A 20,287-nucleotide genomic window follows, 5' to 3' on the forward strand; every position below is an offset into this window, starting at 1 on the left:
CGGAACTTGCCAGTCCAGCCCTGCGAGCCGCAATAGGCTTTCAACGAACCCTGCCGTCTGTCGAAGGGGCATGCCAAAAAGCACCTTCATCGTGAGACAAACCTGGATCGCCGCGTCGCTGAACTCAGGCTGACGCCCGCGCTTGCCCGTCGGAGCCGCATGCCAGGGCATCTCAGGATCAAACCAGATCGACAGGGAACCACGCTGCTTCAACGCCGTGTTGTACGAAGGCCAGTTCCTGGTCTTGTACGTCGTAGGGGACCAACTGCTCATGCACGCCAGCTACCACGCTGGATTCAAACAGTGAATCCCTCAAACCATTTGTGCAACAAAGTCCCGGTGACCCCAAAACCGATCGCTGACTGCACTTCGTCCCCCCTTCACTTCAGCGGCTTTCCAGCCATCATGCCGCCCAGCGACGCTGGCAGGTCGCTTTTCATCCCCGGCTCCTCACCATATGCGTAACGCGCTTGACAAGCTGCCCACCGGTGCCGCATGTCCCTTTCGTTGGTGTCTGCGACAGCAGATGAAAAGGGAATGCGTCAACGGGTTTACCGCCAAACGCAGCCGCCCCCGCGACCGTGACCGGAGAGGGTGCCCAATGCCACTGGCCAATAGGCCGGGAAGGCGGGACATCCGGCAGAGCCCAGGCTCTGACATCCGCAAGCCGGGAGACCTGCCAACACCCGAAGACCAGACCGGACGGGGTGTTCCGGTGTCGGGACCATAGCGAATAGCTTGGCCCGCATGAAACCCCGTCCCCCATGAACCGATGAGGGGGATGAGAGACGTGACCGAGACCACACCAGTCGAACTGCTGGTTTGCACAACATGCCGACGCGGATTGCCGATTGAAGACGATGCGCAACGCCCCGGCACCTTACTGCACAAGGCGCTGGAACAGGCAGAATTGCCTGATGGCGTGAAATTGAAACCCGTGGAATGCCTGTCGAACTGCAATCAGGGCTGCTCGATCGTTCTGCGCGGCGGGCCAACCCGCTGGACTTTTGTTTACGAAAACCTGAACGAAGATAACGATGTCGAAATCATCGTCGAAGGTGCCACCAAATATCTGGCCGCCGAAGATGGCTTGGTGAAATGGCGCGAACGTCCTGAACATTTCCGCAAGAACTGTGCGGCCCGTATTCCCCCGATTGGAGCCCTGGAATGAGCAACCTCGAAAAACTCCCTGTTACCGTGATCACCGGCTTTTTGGGCTCGGGCAAAACCACGTTGGTGCGCCACCTGATGCAGAACCCGCAGGGTAAGCGTCTGGCCGTTGTGGTCAACGAGTTTGGCGATGTGGGCGTGGATGGCGACATCCTGAAATCCTGCGCCATCCCGGATTGCCCGGCCGAGAACATCATGGAACTGGCCAATGGCTGCATCTGCTGCACTGTGGCCGATGATTTCATCCCGACCATCGAGGCGTTGATGGCGCTGGAACCGCGCCCCGATCATATTCTGATCGAAACCTCGGGTCTGGCGCTGCCAAAACCGTTGCTTAAGGCTTTCGACTGGCCCGATATCCGCTCGAAGATCACCGTAGATGGCGTGATTGCGCTGGCGGATGCCGAAGCCGTCGCCGCCGGTCGGTTTGCACCGAACGTCGAGGCAGTAGACGCCCAGCGCATGGCTGACGAGTCCATTGATCATGAAACGCCCCTGTCCGAAGTGTTCGAGGATCAGATCTCCTGCGCCGACATCATCCTGCTGACCAAGCCCGATTTGGCGGGTCCCGAAGGTGTGGCCAAGGCCAAAGAGGTCATCGCGTCTGAGGCCCCTCGTCCCCTGCCCGTCGTTGAAGTTGCCGAAGGCGCCGTCGACGTGCGCGTCGTGCTTGGGCTTGGGGCGGCTGCCGAGGATGACATGGACGCGCGCCCCTCGCATCACGACGGCCATGATGATCACGAACATGATGATTTCGAAAGCATCATCGTCGATCTTCCGGAACAGACCGACCCGGCCGAACTGGTTGCCAATATCGAACGTCTGGCGAACGAGTTGAACATTCTGCGTGTCAAAGGCTACGCCGCCGTTCAGGGCAAGCCCATGCGCCTGCTGGTGCAGGCCGTTGGCGCCCGCGTGCGTCACCAATATGACCGGCCATGGGCATCGACCGAGGAGCGCCGCTCACGTCTGGTGGTGATTGCCGAGCATGACGATATCAACGAGGCTGCAATTCGAGACATCCTTGTGGGCGTCGTTGAGGTTGCAGAGTAGAATCACATGCACGTCGTCTTCCGCGAAAGCCACGGGTTAGAGGAAACGGAAACCCCAACCGATCTGGGCCAGAGTCCGGCGGACTTGGTGGTGTTGTCCTTTTCCGACAGTGACCTCGGCGCTTTTGCGGCGGGCTGGCATCGCGGTGGCGGACCCGACGGTCGGATGCCGACGCTGCGGCTTGCTAATCTGACGGCGCTAAAGCACCCACTGTCCGTCGACACATATGTGGAACAAACGCTGGAAGGTGCCAAAGGCATCCTGATCCGTCTGATTGGCGGTGTGCCTTACTGGTCCTATGGCCTGCAGCAGGTTCTGTCCCTGGCCCAAGCCAAGGGCATCGCACTGGCTGTACTGCCCGCGGACGGGCGCGAAGATACGCGGCTGGATGAGTATTCGACCCTGCCCGTCTCGACCCTGCGGCGGCTGGCGCATTTGTGTGACACCGGGGGCGAAGTCGCGGCACAAGCAGCTCTGGCGCAGATGGCGCTGGCAGCGGGTCTTTATGCCGGGCCGGTGATGGGATCGAAAACAATTCCCGACTGCGGCGCGTGGTGCCCGGATCGTGGTGTGATTCCAGCAGAAACTGCCTTTGACGGTGATGCGCGGCGCGTGCTTGTCACGTTTTATCGCGCTTACCTGACTTCTGCGGATACCGCCCCGATTGCTGCGTTGATCCGCAGCCTGCGTGGCCGGGGGTTGGACGCCGTTGGAATGTTTGCACCGTCCCTGAAGGCACCAGCTGCTGCTGACTGGTTGCGGGATCAGGTCGTCGCGCTGCACCCTTCTGCCATCATCAATGCAACGTCTTTCTCGGGCAAAGGCGCGTCAGGCACATCGCCGCTGGACGCAGCGGGCGTGCCCGTTTTTCAGGTCGCCCTGTCCACCGCACGCCGCAAGGCCTGGGCTGAGGCCGAACGGGGCCTCTCACCGGCTGACCTTGCCATGCATGTGGTGCTGCCCGAAGTGGATGGACGGGTTTCAGCAGGCATCGCCTCGTTCAAGGAACCGGGAAAACGCGACCCACATCTGGAATACTCTCGTTTTGCCCACCGCGCCGACGTCGAACGGATCGAGGCGATCGTCGACCGCGTATCAGGTTGGCTGAACCTCAGCGAAAAACCTGTAGCTGATCAAGCCCCTGCTCTGGTTCTATCAACTTATCCCGGCAAAGACTGGCAAATGGCCCATGCTGTTGGTTTGGACGCACTGGCCTCGGCCGAGGCCATGCTGAGTGATCTGCAGACAGAAGGATACGACACTGGCCAGGCTGAGCCGATTGCCGAAACCTTATTGGACGCACGGATATCCTGGCCGTTGGAAGACTACCTGTCGGCGCTTTCGGACCTGCCCGAGCAGTTGCAATCAGACCTCGAAACCGTCTGGGGCCAACCTGAGGACGACACTGCCATAACTGATGGCGCGTTTCGCTTTACCGCGCTTCGGCGTGGAAAGGCATTCGTAGCATTGCAACCGGAGCGTGGCACACCCGAGCTGCGAGACGATGAATATCATGACCTATCCCGGACTCCTCGCCACGGATACGTGGCCTTTTATCTGTGGTTGCGAAAGGGTCTCGGCACCGATGCTTTGATCCATATTGGTGCACATGGGACGCTGGAATGGCTGCCCGGCAAATCCGTGGCCCTGTCCGCGACGTGTTGGCCCGAGGCATTGATCCGCGATCTGCCGGTGATCTACCCCTTTATCGTGAACGACCCCGGCGAGGCCGCGCAGGCCAAACGCCGGATCGGAGCGGTCACGCTGGGGCATATCCCGCCACCGATGAAGGCAAGCGGCACGCCAGACCGGATGGTTCGTCTGGAATCGCTGTTGGATGAATTCTCGAACGCCGACGGGCTGGACCCAAAACGCCGCGACCGATTGCAGGAAGACATCCGCGATGAGGCGCAGGCCATCGGGTTGGAGAACGATCTGGGCCTCAACCAAGCCAGCTGCACCGCCGAGGCGATCACCCGCATCGACCGCTTTGTCTGCGATATAAAGGAAAGCCAGTTTGGCGACGGGTTGCATATCTATGGCCGCAAACCTGCTGTGACAGCCAGTTTCGATGCTGAACCTTCCGCCAATGCGGAACGCTCTGCGCTGCTGGATGCGTTGGCCGGAAAACGGATCGAGGCTGGACCTTCCGGCTCACCCTATAGGGGTCGGTCCGATGTGCTGCCGACCGGGCGCAATCTCTATACGACGGATCCTCGGTCCGTCCCAACCCGCGCTGCATATGCGCAGGGTGTGAAGCTGGCCGAGGAACTTGTCCGCCGTCATCTGCAAGAAGAAGGTGACTACCCCAAAGGCCTGATCGTTGATCTGTGGGGATCCGCCACAATGCGTACGGCCGGTGAGGAATTTGCCATGGCGCTGCACCTGCTGGGTGTAAAACCCATCTGGGACGCAGGATCTGAGCGCGTTTCGGGCATCGAAGTGCTGCCGATCACCGATTTGGACCGCCCGAGGCTGGATGTAACGCTGCGCGTCTCGGGCCTGTTTCGCGACGTGTTTCCGACCCTGTCAGCCTTATACGGTCAGGCTGTGCGTGCCTTGTCGGATCGCGACGAAGCGGCAGACTGGAACCCATATGCCGGTCTGGCGCCTGCCGCACGGGTCTATGGTCCAGCACCGGGCAGCTATGGTCTGAACATGACGCAGCTATCCGAAATCTACACAGACGAGGCACGCACCCAAGCGGGCGAAGCATGGCTCGACGCCAGCTCATACGCGCTGGAAGGTGAGCACATTGCGCAGGATCTTCACGGCATCACCCAGCGCGTCGCACAAGCAGACAGCTTTGTACACCTGCAGGACCTGACCGAAACCGACCTGCTTTTGGCCAATGACTACGCCACTCATGAAGCCGGGTTTGCCGCCGCCAAGAAGGTCACTGGTGGTGCCGTGCAGCTGTACCATCTGGACAATACAAACCCTGAAAAGCCGCGCGCCCGCACGCTGCCCGAAGAAATCAGCCGGGTCGTACATGCCCGCGCTGCCAACCCGGGCTGGATTGCGGGGATGCAGCGCCACGGCTTCCGCGGAGCCGCCGAGATTGCCGCGACGCTGGATCACATGGCCTCGTTCGCGCATCTGTCCGGCACCGTCGCACCGCATCTGTTCGACCTTTATCACGACGCGACGCTTGGCGACGCCGAGGTGGACGCCTTTCTGCAGGACGCCAACCCGCAGGCGCATCACGCCATGCAGGACAGATTCCGGGCACTGCTGGATGCCGGGCTGTGGGACACGCGCAGAAACTCCATCCGCGCCGATCTGGAGGGGATGGGATGAGCGCGCCCATCGTTCAGGGCTGGTGCCCCGGCGCCCATCGACCGATGATGTCAGGCGACGGGCTGGTGGTGCGGATCCGGCCGCGACTAGCTCGGTTGGACGCACAACAGGTGTTGGGTCTTTGTGACCTTGCAGAGCGGTTTGGGAACGGTACGATCGATCTGACCAACCGCGCGAACCTGCAACTGCGTGGCGTTGCTGTCGATGATCATCAACCGTTGCTGAAAGAATTGGCCGAGCTGGATCTTCTGGATGCCGAACCAGGTATCGAGGTCCGGCGCAATATTCTGGTCTCACCGCTTTATCAGTTGGGTGATCTGACCATGCGGTTGACGCAAGAACTGATTGACCGATTGGGAGAATTGCCGTCCCTTCCCGCCAAGTTTGGCTTTGCCATAGATACCGGGCCTAAGCGATTGCTGGCAGAGGATTCCGCCGACATTCGATTGGAACTGAACTCGGGTGACTTGATCTTGCGCGCAGATGGAGCCGAAACAGGCCGTCGCGTTGACGAGGGTGAGGCCATCAACAAGCTGATTGCATTAGCCTGTTGGTTTTCAAAGAATTCTTCGGCGGACATGAGACGCATGGCACGATTGGTTGCCTCTCAAAGTTTACCGCAGGACTGGCAAGGCAGCGAGACGGGGTCAGTTGGGACTGGGCTACGCCCCGGTGTCTTTGATCAAGGGGTGGTATACGGTGCCGCGTTTGGCCAGCTGCACGCCCGCAGCCTGCGTGAACTGTTTGAAAACGCGGGCGCATCTGCCCTGCGGGTTACACCGTGGCGATTGATCCTATTGGAAGGCGGGGCGGCGATACCCGCCCCAGACTTCGTTACAGACAACACCGACCCGCTGATGACGACGGACGCCTGCCCCGGGGCACCGTTCTGCCCGCAGGCGCAGGTGGAAACGCGCGAAATCGCCCGTGCCCTGGCCTCTCGGGTGAATGGCAGCCTGCACGTTTCGGGATGCGCCAAAGGCTGTGCCCGTATGGGGGCTGCGGATGTCACTTTGGTGGGTAACGCCGGACGATTTGATCTTGTCAAACGAGGCCGCGCAGGGGATGAGCCCAGCCAGCGTGGGCTTGACCCGAACACTCTTATGACCATGGACCTGACCTGATGCCCTATGAATACGAAACCGATGGCGTGGCGATCTACAAACAAAGCTTTGCAACGATCCGGTCCGAGGCTGATCTTGCCCGTTTTGATGCCGATGAAGAACAGGTCGCTGTGCGCATGATCCATGCAGCAGGGATGGTGGGGTTGGAAGAGTTTGTACATTTCTCGCCTGATTTTGTGCCCGCAGCCCGTACTGCTTTGGAAAACGGGGCGCCGATCCTATGCGATGCACGCATGGTCAGCGAGGGTGTGACCCGGTTCCGCCTGCCCGCAGATAATGAGGTGATCTGCACCCTGCATGACGAACGCGTCCGCCCGTTGGCCGCTGAGATGAGCAACACCCGCTCTGCCGCCGCGCTGGAGCTATGGCGGCCAAAACTGGACGGAGCCATCGTGGCCATTGGAAACGCACCCACCGCCCTGTTCCACCTGCTGAACATGCTGGATGATCCGGACTGCCCGCGCCCCGCGGCCATCATCGGTTGCCCGGTCGGATTTGTCGGCGCGGTGGAATCGAAAGACGCGCTGTGGGAGGCAAAGCCAGTGCCGTCCTGCATCGTCAAAGGCCGTTTGGGCGGCAGTGCCATCACCGTCGCAGCGATCAACGCTATCGCGAGCCGCAAAGAATGAGTGCTGGTAAGGTATACGGTGTGGGCCTCGGCCCCGGTGACCCGGACCTGATGAGCGTTCGGGCTGACCGTTTGTTGCGAAATGCCCGTCACGTGGCCTTTTTTCGCAAACCCGGCCGCAGTGGTCAGGCGCGTAAAATTGTAAACGGCATGATTTCTGAGGACGCCATCGAATATCCGATGGAGTATCCTGTGACGACCGAAATCCCGCTGACCGATCCACGCTACAACGAGCTATTGTCGGCGTTCTATGAGGACTGCGCCGCGCATCTCAAAGCTTTGTCGGAACAGGGCGAAGATGTGGTTGTGCTGTGTGAAGGAGATCCATTCTTCTATGGATCTTTCATGCATCTTTACAGCCGATTGCGTGATGATATTAATGTCGATGTTGTGCCCGCCATCACCGGTATGTCAGGCGCTTGGACCGCAACGGGTGATCCGATCACCTGGGGGGATGATGTCCTGACCATTCTGATGGGCACCCTGCCCGAAGACGATCTGGCGCAACGGATGGCGCAAACAGATGCTTTGGTGGTCATGAAAATTGGACGCAATATCGACAAGGTGAAACGCGCCCTGCAGACGGCTGGCGTCTATGAGCGGGCGTGGATCGTAGAATATGCGCAGATGCCGAACCAGACAGTGACGAGACTGTCGGAAGCCTGCGATAAGGTAACCCCATATTTCTCGATCATTATTGTGCACGGCCAGGGGCGACGCCCATGACCGGATGGATCAAGATTGCTGGCCTTGGCCCCGGTAGCGACGATCTGGTGACGCCCGAGGTCACCGCCGCGTTGGCCGAAGCGACGGATATCGTCGGTTACATCCCCTATGTTGCACGGGTCGCCGGGCGCGAGGGGCTTACCCTGCATGCCAGTGATAACCGGGTTGAGATCGACCGGTCCCAGCACGCCCTGCAAATGGCCGCAGACGGAAGGCGCGTTGTCGTCGTCAGCTCGGGCGATCCCGGCGTGTTTGCCATGGCGGCAGCTGTGTTTGAAGCGCTGGAAAACGGCCCGGACGAGTGGCGCGACATTCCAATTGATGTATTGCCCGGGATCACCGCAATGCTCTCGGCCTCGGCCCGTGCCGGCGCGCCATTGGGACACGATTTCTGCACCATCAACCTCAGTGACAACCTCAAACCCTGGCCTCTGATCGAGAAACGTTTGCGTTTGGCTGCTCAGGCGGATTTCGCGATGGTGTTTTATAATCCCCGCTCGAAGTCTCGGCCGGAAGGGTTTGTAAAAACGCTGGAAATCCTGCGCGAGGAATGCGAGCCTGAACGGCTGATCCTGTTTGCACGGGCTGTTTCACGCCCAGATGAGGTAATCCGTATTTCAACCCTGGCCGAGGCGACGCCCGATATGGCGGACATGCAGACCGTGGTGATTGTCGGATCTTCACTGACCCGTGTCATTGAGCGGCCCGGTACGCCGATTGTCTACACCCCGAGGTTCACACCGGAATGAGCCAGCCAGTCCAAAACCTGCGCAACACTCGACAGTTCTGTCCGCTGCGGCAAGGCTGGACGATCGATCATGACCACGGATATACCCAGCGCCCGCGCGGCATCCAGTTTGGCGCGCGCACCCGTGCCACCCGCATTCTTGGACACCACCATTTGGGTGCCATGGCGCTCCATCAATGCGCGATCACCTTCAACTGTGAACGGCCCACGCGACACCACCACGTCCGCATTCGGCAACGGCAGAGCCCTGGGTTCATCTACCAGTCGCAGCAAATAGCGATGCTGAGGTTGGGCTGTGAATTCTTCGAGATGCATCCGTCCAACGGCCAGAAAGACCCGCTGCGCCGGGCCAGACAATGCCCCAACGGCTGCGGGAACATCGAGAACCGGGTGCCAACGATCCCCGCCCTGTTGGGCCCAGGCCGGTCGGGTCAAGGCAACCATGGGGACACCCGTAGAGTTGCATGCGTCAATCGCATTTCGGCTCATCTGTGCGGCGAAGGGATGTGTTGCGTCGATAACATGGGTGATCCCATGATCCTGAATGTAACGTGCGAGCCCTTCGGCACCACCAAACCCGCCAACCCGCACCGGCAGTGGCTGCGACCGAGGCGTGTCAACGCGTCCCGCGTAAGAATAGCTCGCGGGAATGCCAAGATCAGCTATGGTTCGGGCCAACGCATTGGCCTCGGTCGTGCCGCCAAGGATCAGGAGGTTGGGCATGCATAAGGCTCCGTGGCTGACCATTCTTGGGTTGGGCGAAGATGGACTGGATGGCCTGTCACCGGCAAGCCGTCAAGTGTTGGACCGGGCCGAAATCATCATGGGTCCTCCCCGGCATCTGTCGCTGATTCCTGAAACCGACGCAAAACGTGTCGAATGGCCGATTCCCTTTGCTGATGGTCTACCTGTGCTGACCGAATTGCGCGGACGGCCGACGGTTGTTTTAGCCTCAGGCGATCCGTTCTGGTTTGGTGCGGGATCGGTCATAGCACGCAGCTTCGATGCCGGAGAGTGGGTCTCAATCCCCGGACAATCCACCTTTTCGCTGGCTGCTGCGCGGCTGGGCTGGCCGCTGGAAACCACGCTGACCTTTGGCCTGCATGCCGCCCCCCTGACGCGGCTGCGCCCTCATTTGTCATCGGGGTTGCGCACAATCCTGCTGCTGCGCAACGGCCAAGCAGTGGCTGAACTGGCGACCTATCTGACCGAAACCGGATTTGCCGACACAACGCTGCACGTGATGGAGGCGCTTGGCGGACCGCGCGAACGCGCACGCGCGATGTCACTGACCCAAGCCTTGCTTGAGACGTTTGAACACCCGGTCTGCGTCGGACTGGACGTTGCGGGGGATGGCCGGGCCTTGCCTAAAGTCGCAGGAAAACCGGACGACATCTTTGAAACAGACAGGCAGATAACCAAACGCCCTATTCGCGCGCTGACACTGTCAGCGCTGGCTCCGCGTCGGGGCGAGCATCTTTGGGATATCGGCGGCGGCACCGGGTCGATCAGTATAGAATGGCTGATGTGCGATCCGACGCTAACCGCCACCTCGATTGAACCGCTGGAAGATCGGGCCAGCCGAATTCGCCGCAACGCCGACAGTTTGGGGCAGGATCGACTGGGCGTGGTTCATGGAACGGCCCCCGACGCCCTGACCGGTTTGACCCTGCCAAATGTTGTCTTTGTTGGTGGCGGACTCAGTTCTGAGTTGTTGGACTGGCTGCAGGAGAATCTGCGCACAGGCACCCGTATGGTCGCAAACGCCGTCACGCTAGAAAGCGAAGCACTACTTGCAACCTGGCACGAAAAACTGGGTGGCGACCTGCTGCGCATCGAACTGGCGCAAGCCAGTGCCCTGGGCCCGCGGCGCGGCTGGAAATCCGCCTATCCGGTGGTGCAGTGGAGCGTGACTCTATGATTGTTGCAGGACTTGGGTTTTCTTCCACCGCAACGGCGGACAGTCTAAGGGCGGCCTTTGATCGGGCCTGCGACGGTCATACCGTGGACGCTGTGGCAACGGTTGTGGACAAGACGGGTCATGCCGCTTTGGCAGAGTTTGTTGAGACGACCACCCTGCCCTTGCACTTCGTCGCGCCAGAGGATTTGGCTGCGCAACGCACCCTGACCTGCTCGCTCCGCAGCCGTGCCACACATGGCACCGGCAGCGTCGCCGAAGCATCCGCCCTTGCCGTCGCCGGATCTGGCGCACGGCTGCTCTCACCCAGACAGATTTCAGACGACCGGCTTGCGACCTGTGCCGTCGCCATCGGAGGACAGACATGACCGTTCATTTCATCGGCGCCGGACCGGGTGCCGCCGACCTGCTGACCCTGCGCGGGCGCGACCTTATCGCGTCCTGCCCGGTGTGCCTGTATGCCGGATCACTCGTGCCCGAAGAGATCCTGGGCCACTGCCCCGAGGGCGCAAAGGTCGTGAACACCGCGCCGATGGATCTGGATCAGATCATGGCTGAGATCCAGACCGCCCATAAGGCAGGACAAGACGTCGCCCGTTTGCATTCCGGCGATCTGTCAGTCTGGTCCGCAATGGGCGAACAAATCCGACGCTTGAAAGAGATGGGCATTCCCGTCAGCGTCACCCCCGGTGTGCCTTCCTTTGCGGCAGCAGCGGCGACGTTGGGGACTGAACTCACCCTGCCGGGACTGGCGCAATCGGTGGTCTTGACCCGAACACCCGGGCGGGCCTCATCCATGCCCGAAGGCGAAACGCTGGTGAACTTTGCCAAAACGGGCGCGACTCTGGCCATTCACCTGTCGATTGGAAATCTGGACAAGGTCGTTGACGACTTGTCCCCGGCCTATGGCACGGATTGCCCGGTGGCAGTTGTCTACCGCGCAAGCTGGCCAGACGAACGTGTCATTCGCGCGACCTTGGGTACATTGAAAGACGCGTTGGACGACAGCATCTCGCGCACGGCATTGATTTTGGTCGGCCCGGCGCTGGCAGGTGAAGGGTTTGACGAAAGCTGTTTGTATTCGCGAACCTATGATCGCCGTTATCGCCCGCAAAGCGCCGAAAGCCCATGGTCAAGTTGGAGCCACGGAGATGACTAACCCCCCCGGTCTTTTGATTTCCGCGCCGTCCTCGGGCACGGGTAAGACAACCGTGATGCTGGGCCTGTTGCGCGCATTGGCAGATGACGGTTTGACCGTTCAACCCTTTAAAAGCGGGCCGGACTACATCGACCCGGCCTTTCACCGGGCGGCTGCGGGTCGCGCCTCGTTCAACCTGGACAGCTGGGCGATGGGTGAGCCTTTGCTAAACGCGATTTCGGCGCAGGCCGAAGGCGCGGATATTGTGGTGTCCGAAGGGTCCATGGGCCTGTTTGATGGCGTCGCAAAACCCGGAGAACTGGGGCATGGAACCAGCGCAGAAACCGCCCTGCGCATGGGGTGGCCCGTTGTTCTGGTTCTGGACGTGGGCGGACAGGCGCAATCGGCAGCGGCTACTGCTTTGGGGTTTCGGATGTACAACCCCGACCTGCCCTTTGCCGGTGTCATCCTGAACCGGTGCGCCAGCCCAAGACATGAACGCCTGACCCGATTAGGCATGGAGCGCGCGGGCCTGCCGGTTCTGGGCGTGCTGCCACGCCGGGGGGATCTGACCCTGCCGGAACGACATCTGGGGCTTATCCAGGCTGTTGAGCACCCAGATTTGGAAAGCGCCATCACCGGGTACGCTGCGTTTCTGCGTGAACATGTGGATCTTGTGGCGATCAAGCTTGCGGCTTCCTCGGCCCCCTGTGGGCCGTCGTCAACCGCGCTGCCGCGACCTCCGGCCCAGCGGATTGCATTGGCACAGGACGCGGCGTTTTCATTCACTTACCCGCATCTGCTGGAAGGCTGGCGCGTTGCCGGGGCAGAGGTTTTGCCGTTTTCCCCGTTGGCCAATGAGGCGCCTGCAAATGACGCAGACATCGTGTGGTTGCCCGGCGGGTACCCCGAGTTGCATGCAGGCAAGTTGGCCGCTGCCGAGACGTTTCTGGCCGGATTGCGCAAACACGCCGAAACCAAACCCGTTCATGGCGAATGCGGTGGCTATATGGCATTGGGCGAGGGGCTGATCGATAAGGAAGGCACGCGCCACAAGATGGCCGGTCTGCTCGGGCTTGTAACATCCTATGAAAAACGCAAATTCAACCTGGGCTACCGCAGAGCCGAATTGCTCGCGCCGATGCCCGGGCTTGCGACTGGTACAGCACTGCGCGGGCATGAGTTCCACTATTCCTCAATCGTGGACCAGCCAGACGCCCCTCTGGCCCGGGTTTTTGACGCCGAAGGTGCCGAAGGGCCACAAACTGGGTCCGTGCGCGGCAATGTGACGGGCACGTTCTTCCACCTGATTGCAGAGGCCTCGGCATGAGCGGATTTGTCTCGTTCATCGGCTCAGGCCCTGGTGATCCGGAGTTACTGACCCTGAAAGCCGTCGACCGGATGCAAAACGCCGACGCAGTTCTGTTTGATGACCTGAGCAGTGGACCAATCCTGACCCATGCGTGCAATGACGCGGATCTGGTCGGTGTGGGCAAACGCGCCGGCCGCCCTTCGCCGAAGCAGAACCATGTCAGCCGTTTACTGGTTGAATATGCCGAAACTGGCGCTCGGGTTGTTCGGTTGAAATCCGGTGACGGCGGGTTGTTCGGACGGTTGGAGGAAGAACTGGTGGCCCTGCGGGAAGCCGGGATCGAATACGAGATCATACCGGGCATTCCATCCGCCATCGCAGCGGCGGCGGCGGCGGGTATTCCTTTGACCCGACGCCTGACCGCGCGGCGCGTTCAATTTGTGACCGGCCATGATGTCAGCGGCAAACTGCCCGAGGATCTGAACCTGCCAGCGTTGGCAGATGCATACGCCACAACGGTTGTCTTCATGGGCAAACGGACGTTTCCACTGTTGGCCGAGGCGTTGCACGCCCACGGTCTGCCACTGGATACCCCCGCACTTATGGCGGAATCCGTTTCGACACCCGATCAAGCGTTACACCGATCGACCATCGGGGACCTATCGAACCAGCTGCAATCCGAGATTGGAACCGCCCCGGCGCTAATCCTGTATGGCCCGCTGGCGGAGTTCGACGATGTATGAACTGAACCTGATTGGCATCGGTACCGGCAACCCGGACCATGTCACCTTTCAGGGCGCTGAAGCCATCCGCGCGGCAGACTTGATCCTGATTCCGCGCAAGGGTGAGAACAAGGCCGATCTGGCCGGAATACGCGAACAGATCATTGCGCAAGTGACGGAAACTCAACCAACAATTGCTTATTTCGACATCCCCAAAAGACGCGGTGACGACGGTTATCTGCAAGGCGTGGATGACTGGCATGATGCCATTGCGCTGCGGTGGCAGCGCACAATCGAAGCACACCCAGAGGCGCGCAAAGTTGCGCTACTGATCTGGGGGGATCCTTCGCTTTATGACAGCTCACTTCGAATCGCCGCGCGGCTGGATCTTCAACCCGTCAAACGCGTGATTCCGGGCATCACTGCTCTGCAAGCTCTGACCGCAGCGCATGGTATTCCAATCAATGACATCGGAGCGCCCTATGTCGTTACGACAGGCCGCCGCCTGCGCGACGAAGGCTGGCCCAAAGAGGCCCAAACGACTGCCGTGATGCTGGATGGGGAATGTTCGTTCCAAAGCCTTGAAATGGCAGATTATGACATCTGGTGGGGCGCTTACGTGGGCATGAAAGAAGAAATCCTGGTCCATGGGCCGCTGGATAAGGTGGCTGAAGACATCCTTGCAACCCGCGCGCAAGCCAGGGCTGATCACGGCTGGATCATGGACATCTACATCCTGAAAAAGCGCGCGAAGTGACATGAAACGTCGCAAATGGCGATTGCGCCAGCGCGACATTCCCGGCTAAATGGAGGCGTCTGGTCCTGCCGGAGAAATCCGGATGCTAAGAGGGAATTTGGTGCGCCTTCATTTGAAGTCAAATCCAAAGCCGCCCCCGCGACTGTAAGCGGTGAGCCTTTGTTCAACCAGCCACTCCCGAAATCGGGGGGAAGGCGAACAGAGGCACCGACCCGCGAGCCAGGAGACCTGCCAGGCGAGTATTGAAACACCGGCCGTCGGGTGCGACGGCACAGGAGGACAAGAAATGACAACACAAACACTTAGGGCATCCGCCTCGCGCACAGGCCTTATTCCAGCGGTTTTTGCAGTGGTTCTGGGCCTTGGCATCGTTACGCTGGCAGGTCACGTACAAGCATCCGCCCTGCATGACGCCGCCCATGACGTGCGGCACGCCACCGGCTTCCCCTGCCACTGAGCCCATGTTCAGTCGTATTCTGACCAGCGCGTTGTTCGCTGGCGCTGCAGCGGGGTTGATTGCCGCCTTGCTGCAGTTGGTATTCGTGCAGCCTGTATTGCTGCATGCAGAACTGTATGAATCAGGTGAGCTGGTGCATTTCGGCGGCGCAGCCGTTACCGCACATCCCGAACTGCCGGGCATGTTTTCGGATCTTCAGCGTGACGCCCTGAGCGTTATCTTTACGATGCTGACCTACACCGGCTACACGCTGATTGTTGTGGCACTGATGTCGATCGCCGAAGGGCAAGGCCACAAGATTGATGGCAGAACTGGCGTATTGTGGGGGCTTGCCGGCTTTGTAGCAGTGCATTTCGCACCAGGGTTCACATTGGCACCCGAAGTACCGGGTGTGGCAGCCGCAGATGTCTTCGCACGTCAGATCTGGTGGTTTGCGACCGTTGCAACCGCCGCCGTTGCGATGTGGTTGATCGCTTTTGGTTCCAACCTCATCAGCTATGTGATTGCTGCGGTTCTGCTGATGGCACCCCATATCATCGGCGCGCCCGAGCCAGAGTTTTTCACCGGCCCGGTCCCGACCGAGATCGGCGCCCTATTCGCGGCGCGAGCGTTTGGCATCGGTTTGGCTGCTTGGGTCCTCGTTGGCTCGTTTGCCGGATACTTCTGGCAAAAAGAGGCCAAACACACCGAAGCGCACGCCTGAAAACAGCTTTGTCAGCCCGTTGGGAACCCTCCCGGCGGGCTTTTCCCTTTTCAAGGATAAAAGATGTCCCGCTCACTTGCTTTGTTTGCAATTGGTCTGGTCTTTGGCGGCGGGGCCGGCTTTGTGCTGGCTGCGGCCAACGGCGTCACATTTGATGGCCATGACCATTCCGATCCCGCGCATCACGGCGGCCATAAGGCCGAGAGTACAGCGCATGATCATTCTGCAGTGATCAATCTGCCCGCTGGTCCAAACGCGCCCAGCGTGAAAATTGCTGTGGTCAAAGACCCCATGGCCGGTTGGAATCTGCATGTCCTGCCGCAAAACTTCGAATTTGCACCGGAAAGCGCTTCTGCTGCGGATCAGCTGGGTGAAGGGCACGCGCATGTCTATGCCAATGGCGTAAAACTCGCGCGGCTTTATGGCAACTGGATGCACCTTGCGGGTTTGCCCAAGGGTAAGGTTGAAATCAAGGTTTCGCTGAATGGCAACAGCCACAGCCAGCTATTGGTAGACGGAGTGCCCGTCAGCGCGTCGGAAGTGATTCAGGTCGATTGAAGCGCCGGTATGCGCGTGCGCAGACACAAACGAAGCCGCCCGCATGGCCGGGCGTCTTCAATCCAGCCCGCAGGGCTGTCCAGATAGGTTCTGCAAGTTGCGGCAACGTCATCCGCATCCGCCACCACATCGACCCCGGAAAACACATATGAGGCCATGCCGCCGCCCTGCAGCGCCAATGCAACCGGGTCCTGACAGCCATTGAAACAGGCATGCTCGGCCAGCTCAATGCTATCCTCCAGCCCTGCCCTGGAAAGCGCCTCGCTCACCGCTTGACGCTCGGCATCGCGATCACGCGTGCCAGAACAGCTGCTGCAAATGAGAATGCGGGCCTGAGCCACGTTGAACTTGCCTTTCGTTTTTCTGTTCTTGAGGCTTTACCGATCTAGGCGCAAGACCGGGCAACATAGAACTGCACGAGAATGTGAGTGCGCGCCTGCCCGATTTCTGGCATCAAGTATCCGACCAAAAAAAGCGGAGGTCATCGGATGAAAGTTTTTGGCGCAATCATGTGTCTGCTGGCTTTGCCCGCATTGGCCGACGAACCTTTGTCAGGTTGGGCTGTTTACGACACTGGAAAAAGCTACGATGAACTGGTGGCGGATACAAAAGCAGCCGTGAAAGAAAACGGGCTGATCGTTGTCACGCAGGCTGGACCAACCAATGCTGCCGCTGCACGAGGTATCACCATTCCGGGCAACCGGGTGATCGGTGTTTTCAACAATAACTTTGCCGTACGTGTGCTGGAAACCTCGACCGCCGCCATGATCGAAGCACCCATCCGGTTTTATGTCACGGAAAACGACAACGGCACCGCGACACTGTCTTACAAAACGCCAAGTTTTGTTTTTGCGCCTTACGTTTACGAGGGCGGCGAGGCGCTGTCTGAAATTGCATCAGAGCTGGATAACAGGTTTCAGGACATCGCAGAAAACGCTGTCAAATAGTCACACTGGCGTGATCCACCTTGCGTCCGGGTGCGTCCTCCGCAATCTGCGTCACATTGAGTAATTCGGAGCATGATTGATGCAGGACACCTCTCCCCGCGCGGCTGACCTTCTGGCCCAACGCCTGTACGAGGCCGGATGCCGCCATGCATTTGGTATGCCGGGTGGTGAAGTTCTGACTTTGGTTGATGCGCTGGAACAGGCAGGAATCGCGTTTCATCTGACCAAACACGAAAACGCCGCTGGCTTCATGGCCGAGGCCGTGCATCACCGCGACGGCGCGCCTGCAATTCTCGTGGCCACGCTTGGCCCCGGCGCGATGAACGGCATCAACGTGGTGGCCAATGCGTTGCAGGACCGTGTACCCATGATTGTCTTGACCGGATGTGTCGAGGCGGATGAGGCGCTGACTTATACCCATCAGGTCATGGATCACAGCCAGGTCTATCGCTCGATCACGAAAGCCACGTTCCTGTTGACCGCCGAAGGCGCAGATATCGTTGCGGACAAGGCTGTGTCTCTTGCCACACAACCCCGCCCCGGTCCGGTTCATATCGACGTGCCGATCTCGGTTGCGGATGCGCGTGTCAGTTCGCCGAAACGGCGCAGGTTGGCGAAAGCCGCTGCCGTCGCGCCCGAGGGCAATTGTCTGGAGAAAGCCCGGCGCTGGGTGGCCGAGGCAGAACGCCCCTTTGCCATTGTTGGTCTGGATGTCCTGTATGACGGCTCAAGCAGTGTTGTTCAGGCGTTTTTGGAACATTTCGGAATTCCCTTCGTGACAACGTACAAAGCCAAGGGCGTTGTGCCCGAGGATCATCCGCTGTGTCTTGGAGGGGCCGGGTTGTCACCCTTGGCCGACCGGCATCTCGTTCCCTTGGTGGAACAGGCCGATCTGGTTCTGTGTTTAGGCTATGATCCGATCGAAATGCGCCCCGGGTGGCGTGAAATCTGGGATCCTGAAGAAACGCGCGTGATCGATATTTCGGCGGTGGTGAACGATCACTACATGCATCAGGCGGGATTGAACCTGGTAGCTGACACCGGCGCGACCCTTGAAGCAATGGCCAAAGGAAATCCTGCTCGGGCGACGTGGCCAAACGGCGAACCCGATCGGGTCAAAACCGCATTGGCACAAGCCTTCCCGACGGATGATGAATGGGGGCCTGCCGCAGTTATTGCGGAAACACGGGCCGCTCTGCCTGCTGAAACGCTTGCAACGGCCGACAGCGGCGCGCACCGCATCCTGCTGAGCCAGATGTGGAACTGCATCGACGCGCGGGGCCTGATCCAATCGTCCGCATTGTGCACGATGGGCTGTGCAGTGCCGATGGCAATCGGTCTAAAACTCGTCGAACCCCAGCGCCCGGTGATCAGTTTTTCTGGTGATGCCGGTTTCCTTATGGTCGCCGGAGAACTGTCGACAGCGTCTGAGATGGGTGGCAACCCGATCTTTCTGGTCTTTGTCGACGCCAGCCTCGCGCTTATCGAACTGAAACAGCGTCAAAGGCAAATGGGCAATCGCGGTGTCGATTTCGATCGTCATGACTTTGCCGCCCTGGGTCGCGCGTTCGGCGGCTACGGTCACACCGTGCGCAACCGACAGGAACTGCGGGCCGCACTAGACGCAGCCCAGACGGCCGACCGCTTTACCGTCATCGCCGCAGAAATCGACCGAGGAGGTTACGATGGCCGCATCTGAGGGGCCTTTGAAGGGCGTCAAGGTTCTCGATCTCTCTCGCATTTTGGCTGGGCCGACCTGTACGCAATTGTTGGGCGATCTGGGCGCCAGCGTCATCAAGATCGAAAACCCCGCCACCGGGGGCGATGATACGCGTCAATGGGGGCCGCCTTACGTTGAAGACGCCGCTGGCAACCGCTCGGATCTGAGCGCGTATTTCATGTCTGCCAATCGCAACAAGAAGTCCGTCGCTATCGACATCACTACGTCCGGGGGACAGGCTGAAATCAAACGGCTGGCGTCCTATGCGGATATCCTGATCGAGAATTTCAAACCCGGCGGATTGGCAAAATACGGACTGGATTACAACAGCTTGGCGGGTGATCTTCCCGGCCTCGTTTACTGTTCGATCTCGGGCTACGGTCAGACCGGACCCAATGCCAGCAAGCCCGGCTATGATCTGATGGCCCAAGGCTATGGTGGGGTCATGTCCCTAACCGGCGATCCGGACGGCGCGCCGATGAAGGTGGGGGTTGGTATCGCGGATGTGATGTGCGGCATGTACGCCGCTGTTGGCATTCTGGCCGCCCTGCGCCATCGAGATCTGACCGGCGAGGGCCAACAGATCGATCTGGCCTTGGTCGATACGCAAGTGGCTTGGCTGATAAACGAAGGTGTGAATTACCTGACCTCAGGCTCTGTCCCCGAACGTCGCGGAAACGGGCACCCCAACATCGTGCCTTATGACGTTTATGAAACAGCCGATGGCCACGTCATTCTGGCGGTTGGAAATGACAGCCAGTTCAGACGGTTCTGCGCGTTTATTAAACAAGACGCACTCGCAGATGATCCACGCTTTGCGACAAACCCTGCCCGGCTGGAAAACAGGGACGCATTAAATGCGGTTTTGCGCCCTGCACTAAAGACTCACAGCACGGCAACCGTCATATCAGAGCTCGAATCCCGCAAAGTGCCTGTCGGGCCGGTACAGACGCTTGATCAGGTTTTTTCGACAGAACAGGTCGCGGCCCGGCAGATGCAAGTGCCCATGCAGGCCCAGCCTGGCGAAGTTCAATTGATCGGGAATCCCCTGAATCTGTCACGTACGCCTGTAACGTATCGTGATGCTCCGCCTGTTTTTGGGGCGGACACAGATCGTGTACTAAGCGCAAAAAATCCGTTCGAGGATTGAAACACTTGCCTCTTTAGGCGGCAACTTGCTGAAACATGCCCTTGAATCGGCGGTTTTTTTCGTTTTTTGCGCACACGGGTTTTCACCAATTCGAGAGCAGGGTCGATACTGTTACGAGCCGCCTGCACACTCTGTTACATCGAACAATGACAAATA

At 59.7% G+C, this 20,287-nt stretch carries 22 protein-coding genes and 2 riboswitches; of the genes, 19 read left to right on the plus strand and 3 right to left on the minus strand.

The window, feature by feature from the left end; genetic code table 11:
- Nucleotides 1–273 (minus strand): transposase (locus tag D9K61_RS26420; RefSeq protein WP_174235131.1); only part of this gene is annotated, 273 nt, incomplete at its 3' end.
- Between the two features lie 218 nt (nucleotides 274–491).
- A riboswitch (cobalamin riboswitch) is annotated at nucleotides 492–699 on the plus strand.
- An 82-nt stretch (nucleotides 700–781) separates the two neighbouring features.
- On the opposite strand from D9K61_RS26420, the gene D9K61_RS26425 reads away from it, so the two are divergent.
- The 7 genes from D9K61_RS26425 to cobJ are packed head-to-tail and all read left to right on the plus strand — an operon-like array spanning nucleotide 782 to nucleotide 8,750.
- Nucleotides 782–1,171, plus strand: coding sequence for a DUF1636 domain-containing protein (locus D9K61_RS26425; RefSeq protein WP_120636216.1), 390 nt, complete (start codon nucleotides 782–784; stop codon nucleotides 1,169–1,171).
- Nucleotides 1,168–2,223, plus strand: a complete 1,056-nt coding sequence (gene cobW, locus D9K61_RS26430; protein ID WP_120636217.1) for a cobalamin biosynthesis protein CobW — start codon at nucleotides 1,168–1,170, stop codon at nucleotides 2,221–2,223. The genes D9K61_RS26425 and cobW overlap by 4 nt, the downstream gene beginning before the upstream one ends.
- A 6-nt stretch (nucleotides 2,224–2,229) precedes the next feature.
- A complete protein-coding gene (gene cobN, locus D9K61_RS26435) occupies nucleotides 2,230–5,523 on the plus strand; it encodes a cobaltochelatase subunit CobN (RefSeq protein WP_120636218.1) in 3,294 nt (1,097 codons plus the stop codon).
- Entirely contained in the window at nucleotides 5,520–6,647 is a 1,128-nt protein-coding gene (gene cobG / locus D9K61_RS26440) for a precorrin-3B synthase (protein ID WP_120636219.1), read from the plus strand. Before cobN ends, cobG begins: the two co-directional genes overlap by 4 nt.
- A complete protein-coding gene (locus D9K61_RS26445) occupies nucleotides 6,647–7,276 on the plus strand; it encodes a precorrin-8X methylmutase (protein ID WP_120636220.1) in 630 nt (209 codons plus the stop codon). The genes cobG and D9K61_RS26445 overlap by 1 nt, the downstream gene beginning before the upstream one ends.
- Nucleotides 7,273–8,001 (plus strand): precorrin-2 C(20)-methyltransferase, encoded by a 729-nt coding sequence (locus D9K61_RS26450; RefSeq protein ID WP_120636221.1) that lies wholly within the window; start codon nucleotides 7,273–7,275, stop codon nucleotides 7,999–8,001. Before D9K61_RS26445 ends, D9K61_RS26450 begins: the two co-directional genes overlap by 4 nt.
- Nucleotides 7,998–8,750, plus strand: a complete 753-nt coding sequence (gene cobJ, locus D9K61_RS26455; protein WP_120636222.1) for a precorrin-3B C(17)-methyltransferase — start codon at nucleotides 7,998–8,000, stop codon at nucleotides 8,748–8,750. The genes D9K61_RS26450 and cobJ overlap by 4 nt, the downstream gene beginning before the upstream one ends.
- Here the strand turns inward: cobJ and D9K61_RS26460 are convergent.
- The gene (locus D9K61_RS26460) at nucleotides 8,723–9,472 is read right to left on the minus strand and encodes a cobalt-precorrin-6A reductase (RefSeq protein WP_120636223.1); all 750 of its coding nucleotides are present in this window, start codon (nucleotides 9,470–9,472) and stop codon (nucleotides 8,723–8,725) included. The genes cobJ and D9K61_RS26460 overlap by 28 nt on opposite strands.
- Here D9K61_RS26460 and cbiE point away from each other — a divergent pair.
- From cbiE to D9K61_RS26505, 9 genes are all read left to right on the plus strand, one after another.
- The gene (cbiE, locus tag D9K61_RS26465; protein ID WP_120636224.1) at nucleotides 9,471–10,670 is read left to right on the plus strand and encodes a precorrin-6y C5,15-methyltransferase (decarboxylating) subunit CbiE; all 1,200 of its coding nucleotides are present in this window, start codon (nucleotides 9,471–9,473) and stop codon (nucleotides 10,668–10,670) included. The two genes, D9K61_RS26460 and cbiE, sit on opposite strands and share 2 nt — an antisense overlap.
- Nucleotides 10,667–11,035 (plus strand): cobalamin biosynthesis protein, encoded by a 369-nt coding sequence (locus D9K61_RS26470; protein ID WP_120636225.1) that lies wholly within the window; start codon nucleotides 10,667–10,669, stop codon nucleotides 11,033–11,035. Before cbiE ends, D9K61_RS26470 begins: the two co-directional genes overlap by 4 nt.
- Nucleotides 11,032–11,826, plus strand: coding sequence for a precorrin-4 C(11)-methyltransferase (cobM, locus tag D9K61_RS26475; RefSeq protein ID WP_120636226.1), 795 nt, complete (start codon nucleotides 11,032–11,034; stop codon nucleotides 11,824–11,826). Before D9K61_RS26470 ends, cobM begins: the two co-directional genes overlap by 4 nt.
- A complete protein-coding gene (locus D9K61_RS26480; RefSeq protein ID WP_120636274.1) occupies nucleotides 11,819–13,135 on the plus strand; it encodes a cobyrinate a,c-diamide synthase in 1,317 nt (438 codons plus the stop codon). The genes cobM and D9K61_RS26480 overlap by 8 nt, the downstream gene beginning before the upstream one ends.
- Nucleotides 13,132–13,860, plus strand: a complete 729-nt coding sequence (cobA, locus tag D9K61_RS26485; RefSeq protein WP_120636227.1) for a uroporphyrinogen-III C-methyltransferase — start codon at nucleotides 13,132–13,134, stop codon at nucleotides 13,858–13,860. Before D9K61_RS26480 ends, cobA begins: the two co-directional genes overlap by 4 nt.
- Complete coding sequence (cobF, locus tag D9K61_RS26490) at nucleotides 13,853–14,596, plus strand: precorrin-6A synthase (deacetylating) (RefSeq protein ID WP_120636228.1); 744 nt, start codon at nucleotides 13,853–13,855, stop codon at nucleotides 14,594–14,596. The genes cobA and cobF overlap by 8 nt, the downstream gene beginning before the upstream one ends.
- Before the next feature lie 43 nt (nucleotides 14,597–14,639).
- Nucleotides 14,640–14,847: riboswitch (cobalamin riboswitch) on the plus strand.
- Nucleotides 14,848–14,882: 35 nt separating this feature from the next.
- Nucleotides 14,883–15,053, plus strand: coding sequence for a CbtB domain-containing protein (locus D9K61_RS26495; protein ID WP_120636275.1), 171 nt, complete (start codon nucleotides 14,883–14,885; stop codon nucleotides 15,051–15,053).
- 4 nt (nucleotides 15,054–15,057) lie between these two features.
- Nucleotides 15,058–15,756 (plus strand): CbtA family protein, encoded by a 699-nt coding sequence (locus D9K61_RS26500; RefSeq protein ID WP_120636229.1) that lies wholly within the window; start codon nucleotides 15,058–15,060, stop codon nucleotides 15,754–15,756.
- A 63-nt stretch (nucleotides 15,757–15,819) separates the two neighbouring features.
- A complete protein-coding gene (locus tag D9K61_RS26505) occupies nucleotides 15,820–16,314 on the plus strand; it encodes a hypothetical protein (RefSeq protein WP_120636230.1) in 495 nt (164 codons plus the stop codon).
- Here D9K61_RS26505 and D9K61_RS26510 read toward each other — a convergent pair.
- Entirely contained in the window at nucleotides 16,302–16,655 is a 354-nt protein-coding gene (locus D9K61_RS26510) for a DUF1636 family protein (RefSeq protein WP_120636231.1), read from the minus strand. The two genes, D9K61_RS26505 and D9K61_RS26510, sit on opposite strands and share 13 nt — an antisense overlap.
- 147 nt (nucleotides 16,656–16,802) lie before the next feature.
- Between D9K61_RS26510 and D9K61_RS26515 the strand changes: the two genes are divergently transcribed.
- From D9K61_RS26515 to D9K61_RS26525, 3 genes are all read left to right on the plus strand, one after another.
- Nucleotides 16,803–17,261, plus strand: coding sequence for a DUF302 domain-containing protein (locus tag D9K61_RS26515; RefSeq protein ID WP_120636276.1), 459 nt, complete (start codon nucleotides 16,803–16,805; stop codon nucleotides 17,259–17,261).
- A 79-nt stretch (nucleotides 17,262–17,340) separates the two neighbouring features.
- On the plus strand, nucleotides 17,341–18,960 hold the full coding sequence (locus D9K61_RS26520) for a thiamine pyrophosphate-binding protein (protein WP_120636232.1): 1,620 nt from the start codon (nucleotides 17,341–17,343) through the stop codon (nucleotides 18,958–18,960).
- Nucleotides 18,947–20,131 (plus strand): CaiB/BaiF CoA-transferase family protein, encoded by a 1,185-nt coding sequence (locus D9K61_RS26525; RefSeq protein WP_120636233.1) that lies wholly within the window; start codon nucleotides 18,947–18,949, stop codon nucleotides 20,129–20,131. Before D9K61_RS26520 ends, D9K61_RS26525 begins: the two co-directional genes overlap by 14 nt.
- Nucleotides 20,132–20,287: the final 156 nt, after the last annotated feature.

This window comes from Ruegeria sp. EL01, from assembly GCF_900313035.1.
Classification (GTDB): domain Bacteria; phylum Pseudomonadota; class Alphaproteobacteria; order Rhodobacterales; family Rhodobacteraceae; genus Ruegeria.